Origin of the sequence: Pedobacter sp. SYSU D00535 (assembly GCF_017355855.1) — a bacterium.
Classification (GTDB): Bacteria; Bacteroidota; Bacteroidia; order Sphingobacteriales; family Sphingobacteriaceae; genus Desertivirga.
Map to the genome: position 1 here is coordinate 424,880 of NZ_JAFEWD010000001.1, position 14,421 is coordinate 439,300.

General features: G+C 47.4%; 10 protein-coding genes. All 10 read left to right on the forward strand.

The annotated features are described in order from the left end of the window. The 10 genes from J4N23_RS01635 to J4N23_RS01680 all read left to right on the forward strand — a co-directional run bounded on the left by J4N23_RS01635 (nt 1) and on the right by J4N23_RS01680 (nt 14,419). Nucleotides 1-1,155 carry a CaiB/BaiF CoA-transferase family protein gene (locus tag J4N23_RS01635; protein ID WP_207425263.1) on the forward strand — a complete coding sequence of 385 codons (1,155 nt, stop codon included), beginning with the start codon at nt 1-3 and terminating at the stop codon, nt 1,153-1,155. Further along, nucleotides 1,155-2,393, forward strand: coding sequence for a sugar ABC transporter substrate-binding protein (locus J4N23_RS01640; RefSeq protein ID WP_207425264.1), 1,239 nt, complete (start codon nt 1,155-1,157; stop codon nt 2,391-2,393). The genes J4N23_RS01635 and J4N23_RS01640 overlap by 1 nt, the downstream gene beginning before the upstream one ends. After that, nucleotides 2,394-3,500 (forward strand): Gfo/Idh/MocA family protein, encoded by a 1,107-nt coding sequence (locus J4N23_RS01645; protein ID WP_207425265.1) that lies wholly within the window; start codon nt 2,394-2,396, stop codon nt 3,498-3,500. A 16-nt stretch (nt 3,501-3,516) separates the two neighbouring features. Beyond that, a complete protein-coding gene (locus J4N23_RS01650; RefSeq protein WP_207425266.1) occupies nt 3,517-3,960 on the forward strand; it encodes a MaoC/PaaZ C-terminal domain-containing protein in 444 nt (147 codons plus the stop codon). 105 nt (nt 3,961-4,065) lie between these two features. Further along, nucleotides 4,066-5,292 carry an L-fucose:H+ symporter permease gene (fucP, locus tag J4N23_RS01655; protein ID WP_242689080.1) on the forward strand — a complete coding sequence of 409 codons (1,227 nt, stop codon included), beginning with the start codon at nt 4,066-4,068 and terminating at the stop codon, nt 5,290-5,292. Nucleotides 5,293-5,298: 6 nt separating this feature from the next. Continuing rightward, a complete protein-coding gene (locus J4N23_RS01660) occupies nt 5,299-8,703 on the forward strand; it encodes a glycosyl hydrolase (protein ID WP_207425268.1) in 3,405 nt (1,134 codons plus the stop codon). A 214-nt stretch (nt 8,704-8,917) separates the two neighbouring features. Further along, the gene (locus tag J4N23_RS01665; protein WP_207425269.1) at nt 8,918-10,948 is read left to right on the forward strand and encodes a glycoside hydrolase family 127 protein; all 2,031 of its coding nucleotides are present in this window, start codon (nt 8,918-8,920) and stop codon (nt 10,946-10,948) included. 46 nt (nt 10,949-10,994) lie between these two features. After that, entirely contained in the window at nt 10,995-12,239 is a 1,245-nt protein-coding gene (locus J4N23_RS01670) for a ribulose-bisphosphate carboxylase large subunit family protein (protein ID WP_207425270.1), read from the forward strand. Continuing rightward, nucleotides 12,239-13,612, forward strand: a complete 1,374-nt coding sequence (locus tag J4N23_RS01675; RefSeq protein ID WP_207425271.1) for a four-carbon acid sugar kinase family protein — start codon at nt 12,239-12,241, stop codon at nt 13,610-13,612. The genes J4N23_RS01670 and J4N23_RS01675 overlap by 1 nt, the downstream gene beginning before the upstream one ends. Before the next feature lie 141 nt (nt 13,613-13,753). Further along, the gene (locus J4N23_RS01680; RefSeq protein ID WP_207425272.1) at nt 13,754-14,419 is read left to right on the forward strand and encodes an aspartate/glutamate racemase family protein; all 666 of its coding nucleotides are present in this window, start codon (nt 13,754-13,756) and stop codon (nt 14,417-14,419) included. Nucleotides 14,420-14,421 lie beyond the last annotated feature (2 nt).

The following is a 14,421-nucleotide window of genomic DNA, read 5'->3' on the forward strand; positions in this document are numbered from 1 at the left end:
ATGAAGCCACTTGAAGATTATTTCGTTATAGATTTCAGTCAATTCCTTTCGGGACCATCAGCCAGCCTTCGTTTGGCCGATCTTGGTGCGAGGGTTATAAAAATAGAACGACCGGACACAGGCGACATTTGTCGTACACTCTACACTTCTAATTTGGTGATGAATGGGGAATCTTCCGTATTCCACGCCATCAATAGAAACAAGGAAAGCTTTGCCGCTGATCTTAAAAATGAGGATGACTGCAAGGCTGTGTGGCAACTGCTCGAACAGGCGGATGTCGTGATGCACAACTTCCGACCGGGTGTTATGGAACGCCTCGGTTTTGATTACAAAAGCGTAAGCAGGATCAATCCCGGGGTAGTTTATGGGGAGATTTCCGGCTATGGATCGGAGGGAGAGTGGAAGGACAAGCCTGGGCAGGATCTCCTGCTACAATCGCTGACGGGACTAACCTGGCTAAGTGGAAACGCAGATCATGGACCTGTTCCGATGGGTTTATCAATTGTGGACATGCTGGCCGGGGCACACCTTTCCCAGGGAATTCTTGCTTGTCTTTACGGTAAAATCAAAACAGGAGAAGGCGCTCTGGTTCAGGTCAGCATGCTCGATTCGTCGCTAGACTTTCAATTTGAAACCGTCACTACCTTTTTGAACGATGGGAATGCCCTTCCTGAAAGAACAAAATCGAATAACGCTAACGCTTACCTCGGTGCTCCTTACGGGATTTATCAAACTGCGGATGGACATCTCGCTTTAGCGATGGGCTCAATCCCGGTTCTTGCAAAGCTGTTGGAATGCGAGGAGCTTGAGCAATTTGTAGATCCGGCGGAAGCCTTTACAAAACGAGACCAAATTAAAGGTGTCCTGGCCAGCCACCTAAAAAAAGGAACTACCGGGAAGTGGTTATCTGTTCTGGAACCTGCCGATATCTGGTGTGCAGACGTGTTAAACTGGGATCAGTTGATGAACCACGAAGGCTTCAAAGTTTTAGACATGGTACAGGAAGTACAGATGACCGACGGCTATTCCTATCAAACCACCCGCTGCCCGATAAGGCTCGATGGTGAAATTTTTAGTTCTCCAAAAGGATCTCCTAAGATCGGGGAGGATAACGACCAAATAACAAAGGAATTTTTACAGCTAGAGAAAAACTAATGGCTAACGCAGACGGTAAATTCAGAATTGCGGTTCGCAAATTTCCTCCCTTCGAAGCTGCCATGCAGAAGTTTTGGGATAAGTTTTGCGAACAGTCCGGTTGTTCATTACAGGCCGAACTGGTACCTCTTGACCTGCACCAGCTACACGAAGCGACGCTGGAGAAACAGGGTCTCGCCACCGGTGACTGGGATGTAGCTCACATCAATACCGACTGGATTTTTGAAGCGTACACTTCGTCTGCTGTTGAAAGCTTAAATACTTACATCCAAAATAATCCTCCTGAGGGTTATCCTTCAGCCTGGAGCAAATCCTTGCTCGGTATGCAGCAATTTAACGGGAATATTGTTGGCTTACCCTTTCACGACGGCCCTGAATGTCTGATCTACCGAAAAGACCTTTTTGAAGACCCTTCAGAGCAGGAGGCCTATCAGAAGGCCTTCGGAAAAGCGCTAGCTCCACCAGAAAGCTGGGAGGAGTTCCAGCAGATCGCCCAGTTCTTCAATCGCCCGGAGCAAAACCTTTACGGGACCGTCTTCGCAGGATATCCGGACGGCCATAATACAGTTTTTGATTTTTGCCTGCAATTGTGGACTCGAAATGGATACTTACTCAACTCAAAAGGAAATGTCCAGATCAACACGCCCGCTGCCATGAAGGGACTGGAGTTTTACCGTGAGATTTTCAGAGATAAAACCGCTGTTCATCCGGGTTCTTCGGAATTTGAATCAGTAGCGGCAGGTGCTGCCTTTGCCCGTGGAGAAGTTGCTATGATGGTGAACTGGTTCGGTTTCGCCTCGGTATGCGAAGTATCTGAAGACTCTAAAGTAAAAGGAAAGGTGGATGTGACTACTTTACCAAAGGGTGCCTACAGCGATTCTGCCTCTCTCAATGTATATTGGCTTTACACTATTGGGTCGGGTAGCCAACATAAGCAAGTTGCTTACGACTTTATCCGCTTTGCTACTAACGCCGAGAACGACAAGCTGTTGACCCTTGAAGGAGGCATAGGTTGCCGAATTTCTACCTGGAAAGATCAGGAGATTAACAAGCTAGTCCCTTATTACCATAAGCTGGAAATGCTGCACGAATGTGCTAAATCCCTTCCACAGAAATCTAACTGGACTACCATCGCTTCTATTATTGACGAAGCGGTACTTAAAGCAATAAATACTGAACTTCCTGCAGAAACAATTTTAAATGAAGCGCAGGAAAAGATCAACCAAACGGACGAATAGATGCAAATATCATATAAGCCAGAATTACCAGAAACGCGGCAGCCGATCGTCATCATCGGTGCCGGCGGAATTGTAAAGGATGCGCACCTGCCTGCCTATAAGCAAGCGGGTTTTGAAGTGTACGGGATTACAAATAGGACAAGAGCCAGGGCCGAGAAACTAGCTGCTGATTTCGGCATTCCAAACGTATACGACACCGTGGAGCAGGCCGTGGCGAACGCACCGGCCAACGCTGTTTACGATATCACCATCATGCCCGAGAAGTACGTGGAAACATTAGAGCAGCTTCCTGATGGAGCAGCGGTTTTAATTCAAAAGCCTATGGGCGACTACTTCTGGCAGGCAAAAGAAATTCTTGAGGTTTGCCGGAGGAAAAATCTGGTAGCCGCGATAAACTTTCAACTCCGCTTTGCGCCCTTTGTAAGTGCGGCCAGGTATATGATTGAAAAGGGCATGATAGGAGAGCTGTATGATATGGAGGTACGGGTGACGTTGGTAACTCCGTGGGAATTGTTTCCGCATGTGATGGTACACCCAAGACTCGAAATTCAATATCACAGCATTCACTACGTGGATATGATCCGCTCTTTTCTTGGCGATCCTTACAGTGTTTATGCCAAAACGCTTAAACACCCTGCTAAGGCTCTTTCCTCGTCGAGATCGACTATTATCCTTGATTATGGCGATACGATGCATGCGGTGATCAACACAAACCATGATCACGAATTCGGTCCGCACAATCAAGAGAGCTTTATCAAATGGGAAGGAACCAAGGGAGCTATTAAGGCGAAAATGGGCCTGTTGATGGATTATCCGCACGGTGTACCTGACAAGTTTGAATACTGCATCCGGGAGGAAGGAAAAGCGCCGGAATGGAAAACGGTGGAGCTGGAAGGTTCCTGGTTTCCTGAAGCATTTGTTGGAACGATGTCGAACCTGATGAGATTTAAAGAAGGTTCAGACGCGGTACTACACACAGGTGTAGAAGATGTAATAAAAACAATGGCGGTTGTTGAAAGTGCCTACATCTCCAGTGATAAAGGTGGGGTTGTTGTAGCTGAGCAGCTTCAGGGACTTTCGCCACAAACTCTAACTACTGATCTCTAGTCAAACCGATTATAACATGTATTTCAAATCCACATTTTTCGAAGATTATATTTTAGGAGATAAACGCGTAACACTTGGGCGCACCATTACAGAGACTGATTTCGTGGTTCATGCCGGTCATACAGGTGATTTTTTCCCTCACCACATGGATGCAGAATGGTGCAAAACACAGCCATTTAAACAAAGAATAGCTCACGGAACCATGATCTTTAGTATAGGAATTGGGTTGACAGCTTCTGAAATTAACCCGGAAGCGATGTCAAAGGGATACGACCGCCTGCGCTTTATTAAGCCGGTTTTCATCGGCGATACGATTCATTCTGAAGTCACCATTTCAGAGAAAACCGACGCAAAAAAGCCTGAATACGGAACTGTTACTGAACACGTGGAGATCATCAACCAGCACGGTGAAGTGGTTCTCGTATGCGACCATCTGCTGATGGTAAAAAGGAAACAATAAACTAACATAAAACCAATTAAACCGATGGCGTTTGCAACCCAGGAACCAGTAACTACAGCGACGGGAAATCACGTCCCGCCCCAAAATCAAGGCAACAGCTACCTGATGCCCTTCATTCTTGTTACCTGCCTTTTCTTTTTATGGGGAATGGCTCATAATCTTGACTCAATTCTTATCCCGCACCTGAAAAAGGCTTGTCAACTGAATAACAGGCAGTCGACGCTGGTTGATACATCGATCTTTTTTGCCTATTTCCTGATGGCGCTTCCGGCGGGTGCTATCCTGAAGAAATGGGGATACAAGAACTCTATCATCTTGGGCTTGCTGGTGTTTGCGGCTGGTGCATTCCTGTTTGTTCCGGCGGCTAACAGCAGAGCTTACGAGATTTTCCTGATAGCTTTATTTATTATCGGTTGTGGTCTGACCGTTCTTGAAACTGCAGCCAATCCGTATGCGGCTGTCTTGGGCAGTCCGGCTACCGCCTCTAATCGTCTTAATCTTGCGGCTTCTTTCAACGGGCTTGCCGCAATGGTAGCGCCGATCGTAGGTAAATTGTTCATACTTTCCGGAAAAGAATACACACCTGAACAATTAGAGGCCATGTCCGAGTCGGCGCGTTTATCTTACCTGGCGGGAGAAGCCGCTTCGGTAAAAATGCCATACATCGTTCTTGGGAGCGTATTGCTTCTGATCGCTATACTTTTCAAGTTTATGCACGTTCCTGAAGTAAAACCACAGTCAGATGACGTTAGCATTAAAGGCGGCTTTTTTGAAGTGTTAAAGCGGAGGCATTTATCCTGGGCGGTGGTAGCGCAATTCTTTTATGTAGGAGCCCAGGTCTGCGTTACCAGTTTCTTTATCCGCATGGCGCAGCAAGGTGCAGGTGTTAACGAACTAACCGCAGCAGAATATCTGGCGGTTTACGGATTCCTGTTTATGGCCGGACGTTTTGTGGGAACAGGTCTGTTAAAGTTTATCAGTTCTCAGAATCTGCTTTCTATCTACTCTGTACTTTCCGTCTTGCTTTGCCTGGTATCTATTTATGGAGAAGGTATCTATGTGATTTACGCACTTCTCGGACTCGGTTTTTTCATGTCAATTATGTTTCCTACCATCTTTGCCCTGGGAATTACCAATCTTGGGGAGGGGACAAAAGCCGGCTCCAGTTGGATCATCATGGCCATAGTTGGGGGAGCAATCCTGCCATACCTGATGGGGACGATCATCGATTTCAATGGCGATAATATCCAGTTGGGATATATTATTCCGTTAATATGTTTTGTGGTGATTTTATTCTTTGGCATTAGAGGGTATAAGCCTGCCAATAATTAGTTAAAAATGAGTTTTAAAGGATTTCGATTTTTTGCAGTACTATTTTCACTTGTTTTAAACGGGTTGCTTGCTCAAGCTCAAACTTCAGCAACTGCCAAACCCTGGGTGTTATGGTATTGGATGCATGGCGCAGCTTCCAAAGAAGGAATTACCGCTGATCTGGAGGCGATGAAAGAAGTGGGTATTGGTGGAGCTTATTTGATGCCCATAAAAGGCCCTACCAACCCGCCGCTGTTTACACCTGTCGCTGCACAGCTAAGCCCACTATGGTGGGAAATGGTTAAACATGCAGTACGTGAAGCCGACCGTCTCGGCTTAAAGATCGGCATGAACGTTAGCGACGGCTTTGCAACCGCTGGAGGTCCATGGATAACTCCTGAGCTATCTATGCAAAAGGTCGTTTCTTCTCAAACGTATATTACTGGAGGAACGAAGAATAAGATTAAACTACCGCAGCCGGAAACAAAAGAGAACTACTACCGCGATATCGCTGTATATGCCTTTCCTTCCGTTGAAGGCGCCGGTGTTTCTAGCCGCACCGTGGTTCCGAAAGTAACTACCAGCACCGGCATAGATGCATCGTTCCTGGTGAAGGCAGGCAATAAAGAAGCGATCCGTTCTAACAATCCTCTTTGGATTCAGTACGAATTTGCAAAGCCTTTTACAGCCCGTACTGTTTTTATCCATACCAACGGAAACAACGTTCAGGCTCACCGCTTGAAAATTGAGGTTAGCGATGACGGTAAGGCGTTCCGAAGTATTGGACGATTGCAGCCACCTCGGCACGGCTGGCAGGATACAGATGCAGATATCACCCACAGCATTGTTCCTACTACTGCCAGATACTTTAGATTTTCTTATGATAAAGCAGGTTCAGAGCCAGGGGCAGAAGATCTGGATGCAGCCAAATGGAAACCATCTTTAAAACTGGTACGCCTCGAACTTTCCTCAGAACCCAGAATCCATCAATTTGAAGGAAAATCAGGAGCCGTTTGGCGAATTAGTGAACGAACTGACGCAAACCAAATACCCAACGACCTTTGCGTACCTCTGTCAAGTATCGTTAATCTCACCGATCGTCTTAATCCTGACGGAAGTTTAAACTGGACTGCTCCAAAAGGAGACTGGACCATTATTCGGGTTGGACATACTTCTACCGGCCATACCAACGCTACAGGTGGCGCTGCGAAAGGCCTGGAGTTGGATAAATTTAACGCAGCAGCGGTAAAGCTGCATTTCAGTAATTGGTTTGGTGAGGCACTAAAACAGGTCGGTCCGGACCTGACACCTCGCGTTTTGAATACCTTATTCATGGATAGCTGGGAGGCTGGAAGCCAGAACTGGTCGCCGGTGTTCAGAGATGAGTTCAAAAAAAGGAGAGGGTATGACCTGCTTCCTTATCTTCCGGTGATGGCAGGTATTCCTATAGAGAGCGCCGAAGTTTCTGAAAAGTTTTTGTACGATGTCCGCAAAACAATCGCCGAGTTGATACCCGATGTCTACTTTAAAACGGTAGCACAATCTGTGAAGGAGCGGGGTATACTTTTTTCAGCAGAAAACGTATCACCCACCATGGTGAGCGACGGAATTCTGCACTTCAAAACCGCAGACATGCCGACAGGTGAATTTTGGCTAAACAGTCCTACGCACGATAAGCCCAATGATATGCTGGACGCTATTTCAGGCGCGCATGTTTATGGGAAGAACATTGTGCAATCAGAGGCATTTACCACCGTTCGCATGGCCTGGGATGAGTACCCGGGCATGATGAAAACCCTGCAGGACAGAAATTACGCATTAGGCATTAACCGCTTGGTTTATCACGTATTTACGCACAACCCCTGGATGAACAGAAAACCGGGGATGACGCTCGATGGTGTCGGTTTGTATTTCCAGCGGGATCAAACCTGGTGGAAACAGGGCAAAGCCTGGGTACAGTATGCAGAAAGAGCGCAGGAACTCTTGCAACAGGGCAAGCCTGTTAGAGATATCGCTGTTTTCATGGGCGAAGAACTACCTCGTCGCTCAGTGCTGCCAGATCGTTTGGTGCCGTTTTTACCCGGTATTTTCGGGGAAGATGTGATGAAAGCAGAGGAAAAGCGACTGGCAAATATTGGAGAACCGCTGCGTCAGATTCCTGCTGGCGTAAATCACTCAGCTAACATGGCTGATCCTGAAAATTGGGTGAATCCGTTAAGAGGTTATGCCTACGACTCCTTCAACCCTGATGCATTGTCGACTTCAAAGGTCGAGAATGGAGAAGTGGTATTCGAAAGCGGAGCGAGATATAAGCTGCTGATCCTTCCGGGGAAACGGAAAATGAATCCGGAGGCACAGCTCATGAGCCTCGAAGTTGCAACGAAGCTTCGGGATCTTGCCAACGAGGGAGCGACCATTATGATCGCTGAAAAGCCAACGGCAATGCCGGGACTTCAGGCAGGGGATGCTTTTGCTTTCGACAGGGTAGTGAATGAACTTTGGAACGGCGACTTCTATGCTATCCGGAACGATGTAGATACTGTACTCATCAAGAAAGCAGGCAAAGGAAGGATCATCAAAGGCAAGTACATCTGGCCGTCTTTCTACAACATCGGATTGAACCGTGATCTGGATATTCTTGATTCTACCGAGGCTTACCCAAAAGGTATAGCATGGAATCACCGCCGTGCTGAGGGCAAAGACATTTATTTCATTTCCAACCAGCTGAATGAACAGCGTACCTTGAACTTCTCTTTCCGCGTGAAAAATGCTGCTCCTGAATTGTATGATGCTGTTACTGGTAAAACAAGTCCCGCTAATCAATGGAAGCCTTCCGGCGATCGGACAGAACTGAAGCTCCAGTTGGAGCCAAACGCTTCTTTATTTGTCATTTTCAATGATTCAGATAAAGCAGTAAAGCAAAAAACCGGCAAGAACTGGACTGAACTAGAACCGATCCAAACGATTGCCGGCGATTGGAAAGTTAGCTTCGACACTTCGCTTGGAGGACCACCTCAGCCGGTGACTTTTAAAACCTTGGATAGTTGGTCGACCAACCAGGACAGCCTAATCAAATACTACTCAGGCACTGCGGCTTATACAACCAGCTTTAATACTAAAAAGCGGCACAAAGGACCGGTTTACCTGGATCTGGGAGAAGTTGCTAATATAGCTGAAGTCAAAGTAAACGGTGTCTCCTGCGGGATAGTTTGGACAGCGCCTTATAGGGTAGACATCAGCAAAGCTTTGAAAAAGGGAAACAACCAGCTCACTGTAGAGGTGACAAATACCTGGGCGAATCGCTTGATGGGCGACCAGCGCTTGCCCGAAGATAAACGGATCACTAAAACAACTGCACCTTATCGTCTGGAAGGAAAACCCTTGCTGAAAGCAGGTTTGTTTGGTCCCGTGACCTTGTTGAAGGAAGATTAGTGGTTAAAAAAGGTGATTGAAAAACCAGCGCTCTAAGATAAACCTGATGGCAACGGAAAGCCCGGAGCCGGAAAGGGGTTGAGCCTGGCCTCGGCGAGGACTTGCAGTGAACAGCAGGACTGCAGGTGAGCAGAGGTAGACAGCTGGTTTCCAGAATAGAAAATTAAACAGGCTGATTTGGTCAGCCGGGAGGACATAAAGAATGACGATGATTATGAACCGGATTTTTGCAAAAGGAAGCATTGCTTTATTTGCTGCATCAGTGGCTTTGGGAGCGCAGGCACAGGAGAAAAGCCTTGTGAATACTTCGAAAAGCCCTTACGCGAAGTTACAAAGTGTTAACATGGATGAGGTGACCTGGACGGACGGCTTTTGGGCTGATCGTTTCAAAGTGGCCCGCGAGAGCATGGTGCCTAATATGTGGCGGATTTATAATGACGCCGAAATTAGTCACGCTTTCAAAAATTTCCAGATCGCGGCGGGTTTAGATACCGGCTCGCATAAGGGGCCATCTTTCCACGACGGCGACTACTACAAAACATTGGAAGCGGTAGCAAGTATGTATGCTGCCACCAGGGACAAACGCCTGGATGAAATGATGGACAAGGCCATTGCCGTGATTGCAAAGTCGCAACGCGAGGATGGTTACATCTACACCAAGGCGATGATCGACCAGCGCAAGACCGGAGAAAAGAACCAGTTTCAGGATCGGTTGAGCTTTGAGGCTTATAACATCGGGCACTTGATGACGGCAGCTTGCGTTCACTACAGGGCAACCGGCAAAACCAACCTGATGAACGTGGCGAAGAAAGCTACAGACTATTTGTACCGGTTCTATAAGCAAGCCTCGCCTACATTGGCAAGGAATGCGATTTGTCCTTCTCACTACATGGGAACTGTGGAGATGTATCGCACCACTCGCGATCCCCGCTACCTTGAATTGGCGAAGAATCTGATCGATATTAAAGGAAAAATCAACGATGGAACTGACGATAATCAGGACCGTATTCCTTTCCGCGAGCAGAAAAAAGCGATGGGCCACGCGGTAAGAGCGAACTATCTGTATGCAGGTGTGGCGGATGTCTATGCTGAAACAGGCGATGAAACGCTGATCAATACGCTGAATCTGATGTGGGACGACGTAACTTCGCACAAGATGTACATTACTGGTGGCTGTGGTTCTTTGTATGACGGTGTTTCCCCTGATGGAACTTCCTACAACCCGACAGAGGTTCAAAAGATTCACCAGGCCTTTGGACGCGACTACCAATTGCCCAATCACACTGCCCATAACGAAACTTGCGCTAACATCGGAAATGTGTTATGGAACTGGCGGATGCTACAGCTAAGTGGTGAGGCGAAGTATGCCGACGTGATGGAACTTGCATTGTACAATAGTGTCTTATCCGGCATTAGTTTGGATGGAAAAAACTTCTTGTACACCAACCCTCTGGCTTTTTCAGACGAGCTACCATTTAAACAGCGCTGGTCAAAAGACCGCGTCCCATATATCGGATTGTCGAACTGCTGTCCTCCTAACGTAGTGCGTACCATTGCGCAGATTGCCAGCTACGCTTATAGTGTTTCTGACAAAGGATTGTGGCTGCACCTATATGGCGGCAACAAACTGAGCACCAAGTTGAAGGACGGCTCTAAGTTGAGCCTGACCCAAGAAACAGGTTACCCCTGGAACGGGAATATTAATCTTACTATAAAAGAAACATCAGCGAAACCATACTCGCTGTTTTTGAGAATTCCCGGATGGGCATCCAGTGCGAAGGTTTTGGTGAACGGAAAGGCAGTTGATGCTGCTGTAAAGCCCGGTTCTTATGCCGAGCTAAATCGCAAATGGAAAAAAGGAGATAAGGTGGAACTGGTTCTTCCGATGGAAGCGAAACTGGTGGAAGCAAATCCCCTTGTAGAAGAAACAAGAAATCAGGTGGCCGTAAAAAGAGGTCCGGTGGTTTATTGTTTAGAGTCACAGGATCTACCAAATTTGGATATTACCAATGTGGTGGTTCCCGCAACGATCAGTCTGCAGCCGAAGCCAATCACGATTGATGGCGCACAGGTGATGAGCCTGGAAGGTGTAGCTAAAAGCGTAGAACCAAAAGATTGGAAGAATACACTTTATAGAGAAGTATCCACTGCTGATAAAACCACTTCCATTCGCCTGATCCCTTATTTCGCCTGGGGCAACAGAGGTCACGCGGAAATGTCAGTTTGGTTGCCAGTCAGCAGATAATATTTTTATTGACCCTTAAAGATTAAGATCTGTATCTAGCTTTAACATGGAAAGAATCAAAGCGACCTATTACATAGAAACACCGTACGAGCTGGAGAAAGCTGCCCAAGTGCTGGCGGGAGAACAGTCATCCGGCACCTTTGTGGAAATTCCCGGTGAAACGGAGGAACTAAAAAGCCGTTTTGCGGCAAGAGTAGAATCGATCACGCCTTTGGAAACAGTGACCGAGCCGGCAATACCAGGAGCCTCTTCACCAAATGGAAAGTACCAGCGAGCATCGATAGAAGTGTCCTGGTCAGTGGAGAATTTCGGCTATAACCTCCCGGTTTTGATTTCAACACTGCAGGGTAATCTGTATGAGATCACGCAGTTCACCGGATTAAAGTTGATGGATATCGAGTTTCCTGCGTCCTATGGGCAAATGTTCAGGGGACCTAAGTTCGGGATTCAGGGTTGTCGCGAGCTGACAAAAGTCTACGACAGACCTTTGATCGGAACCATCATCAAACCCAGTATTGGACTTTCTCCTGAGCAGACAGCAGAACTGGTAAAAACACTTGCTGAGGCAGGAATCGATTTCGTCAAGGACGACGAGCTGCTTTCGTCTTCAGCCAACTCGCTCTTCGCCAGAAGGGTAGACGCCGTGATGAAGGTGATCAATGATTACGCTGACAAAACGGGTAAAAAGGTGATGTATGCTTTCAATGTAAGCGCGGGCATCGACGAGATGCAGCGCAACTATGAAAAGATTGTGAGCGCGGGAGGCACTTGTGCCATGGTCAGCTTGAACAGCGTCGGCATTTCCGCCGCTAACAAAATATGCGACTTCGGTGAGTTAGCTATCCACGGGCATCGAAATGGCTGGGGAATGATGAATCGTCACCCCTTGCTGGGAATCGAGTTCCCTGCTTATCAAAAGCTATGGCGACTGGCGGGCGTAGATCAAATACATGTTAACGGTATTCAAAATAAATTCTGGGAGTCGGATGATTCGGTGGTTAAATCGATTGAATCTTGTCTAGAGCCTATGTTTGGTGGCTTTTCAGTACTTCCGGTTGTTTCCTCTGGCCAATGGGGCGGACAAGCTCCTGAAACCTACCGTCGCACCAAGACAGTAGATCTGCTTTATATGGCAGGCGGAGGCATCATGGCCCATCCCGACGGTCCCACTGGTGGTGTTCGGGCCTTACACCAGGCCTGGGAAGGAGCAGTGGCCGGTTTATCAGTAGAAGAAACGGCACAGAAATACCCAGAATTTGGAAAATCAGTAGTAAAGTTTGGAAAGAAATAATGGAATCAAAGCTCCTGATTGCTTTTTACGGTGATGATTTTACCGGTTCAACCGACGCTCTCGACTTTCTTGGCCGGGCTGGTATAAAAACGGTTTTATTTATTGATCCTCCGAGCAGAGAGCAGTTAGACCGCTATCAGGGCTTGCAAGCAATAGGTGTGGCGGGGATGACCAGAGCGATGTCGCCGGAGAAGATGGAACAGGAACTAAGACCTGCTTTTCAAGCCCTGAAAGAATTAAATCCAAGGCATGTCCATTATAAAGTTTGCTCGACCTTTGATTCTTCCCCAACTGTTGGAAGCATTGGACGGGCAATCGAAGTAGGAGCGGCCGTTTTCAATTCCAAATTTGTACCCTTACTGGTTGCCGCACCGGCACTCGGCCGCCATTGTGTTTTTGGGAACCTGTTTGCAAAGATGGGCATCGGTAGCGACGGCGCTATTTTCCGCCTGGACCGACACCCTTCCATGAGTAGACATCCGGTAACGCCTGCCGACGAAAGCGACCTTCGTTTACACCTCTCCAGGCAAACGGTTAAAAAAGTCGGATTGATTGATATCCTTCAACTAGAAAAAGAAGTCCCAGAAACAAGAGAGGCCGTAGAAAAGCTGCTAACTGAGGGAAATGAGGTGGTTTTGTTTGATGGACTTTATCAATCGCAATTGAAAACGATAGGAGCGGTGATCGACAGTTTTGCAGATGCTGGACAGACGCTGTTTTCTGTAGGCTCTTCGGGAGTTGAGATGGCGTTGAGCGATTTTTGGAGAGCATCCGGATCAATTGCGGGCAAATCAGAATGGGACCTACTTCCCTGCGATACACCTTTACTGGTAGTCTCCGGTAGTTGCTCCCCGGTTTCTTCCAGGCAGATTGCGTATGCATTAGAAGCAGGATTCAAAGAAATCGCTTTAGATACTGTACGACTTGCAATTGAAGACGATCCCACAAAATTACTAGAACAGTACGCGGCTGAAGCAACCGCCCTTATAACTGCTGGTTTCGATGTAATTATTCATTCGAGCACCGGTAATGACGATAAACGGGTAATAGAGACAGATGGGGTTTTCCGGGATAAGGGGCTACCAAAATCGGAAACATCACGGCTCTACGGCACCGCTTTAGGGACAATCGCTAAGCGGGTAGCAGAGCAGACCACTCTGCAACGGATAATTATCGCAGGAGGCGATACGTCAAGCTATGCAGCCAGAGCCATGGGAATTGAGGCGGTAGAAATGATTGCACCGCTGGCACCCGGAGCTCCACTATGCAAAGCGCATGCGCCTGGCTCGGCAATAGACGGGAAGGAAGTGAACTTTAAGGGAGGACAGGTAGGGAAAGAAGATTACTTTGTAAGTGCTAAAGGGCGAGCATAGGGGTAGAAGCGAAAATAAACAGTTACGAATCAAAGAATTATTCGAATTGAACGAATCGGGAGTAGGAGTTAAAGAGCGGGGGTAAGTGGGACTGGAACTTTATCGATTTGTTATTTAAACAGATATAAAACTAACCAAGACATGAAAATTAAGACATTAGGACTAGTACACACCTCTGCTACTTTGGTACCGGTATTTCAACAGCTTTGTTCGGAATATTTACCGGATGTAAACGTATTTAACATCGTCGATGACAGCTTAATAAAGGATGTTATCAAACGAAACGAAATGACCAACCTTACTGCTCGCCGGGTAGTAAACTACGTAGGTTCGGCAGAACTGGCAGGAGCAGATATGGTGATGGTTACCTGCTCGTCCATTGGTGCAGCAGTAGAAGCTTCAGCAGCGTTAACAGGCGTTCCGGTTCTGCGGGTGGATCAACCAATGGCGGACCTTGCCGTCCAAACAGGAAAAAAAATTGGCGTTATCGCCACCCTTCCTACCACCTTAGGACCAACCAGCGATTTGGTGCAAAGACGGGGCGCAGCAGCAGGTAAAGAAATCGAGCTGGTTTCCCGCCTATGCGAAGGAGCATTCGAGGCGCTTATGGGAGGGAATCCGCAGAAGCATGATGAAATGGTAGCTGCAGCGCTAACAGAACTTGCTTCACAGGTAGACGTGATAGTTCTTGCACAGGCTTCAATGGCAAGAGTGGTAGATACATTACCGGAAGAGGTGAAAAGCACGCCGATACTATCCAGTCCCGCCTTAGCGGTAAAGCACATTGCCGAACTATGTAAAGGATAGCC

Coding starts and splice junctions, on each gene's coding strand:
- J4N23_RS01635 (WP_207425263.1), top strand. CDS start 1: ATGAAGCCACTTGAAGATTATTTCGTTATAGATTTCAGTCAATTCCTT.
- J4N23_RS01640 (WP_207425264.1), top strand. CDS start 1,155: ATGGCTAACGCAGACGGTAAATTCAGAATTGCGGTTCGCAAATTTCCT.
- J4N23_RS01645 (WP_207425265.1), top strand. CDS start 2,394: ATGCAAATATCATATAAGCCAGAATTACCAGAAACGCGGCAGCCGATC.
- J4N23_RS01650 (WP_207425266.1), top strand. CDS start 3,517: ATGTATTTCAAATCCACATTTTTCGAAGATTATATTTTAGGAGATAAA.
- fucP (WP_242689080.1), top strand. CDS start 4,066: ATGCCCTTCATTCTTGTTACCTGCCTTTTCTTTTTATGGGGAATGGCT.
- J4N23_RS01660 (WP_207425268.1), top strand. CDS start 5,299: ATGAGTTTTAAAGGATTTCGATTTTTTGCAGTACTATTTTCACTTGTT.
- J4N23_RS01665 (WP_207425269.1), top strand. CDS start 8,918: ATGAACCGGATTTTTGCAAAAGGAAGCATTGCTTTATTTGCTGCATCA.
- J4N23_RS01670 (WP_207425270.1), top strand. CDS start 10,995: ATGGAAAGAATCAAAGCGACCTATTACATAGAAACACCGTACGAGCTG.
- J4N23_RS01675 (WP_207425271.1), top strand. CDS start 12,239: ATGGAATCAAAGCTCCTGATTGCTTTTTACGGTGATGATTTTACCGGT.
- J4N23_RS01680 (WP_207425272.1), top strand. CDS start 13,754: ATGAAAATTAAGACATTAGGACTAGTACACACCTCTGCTACTTTGGTA.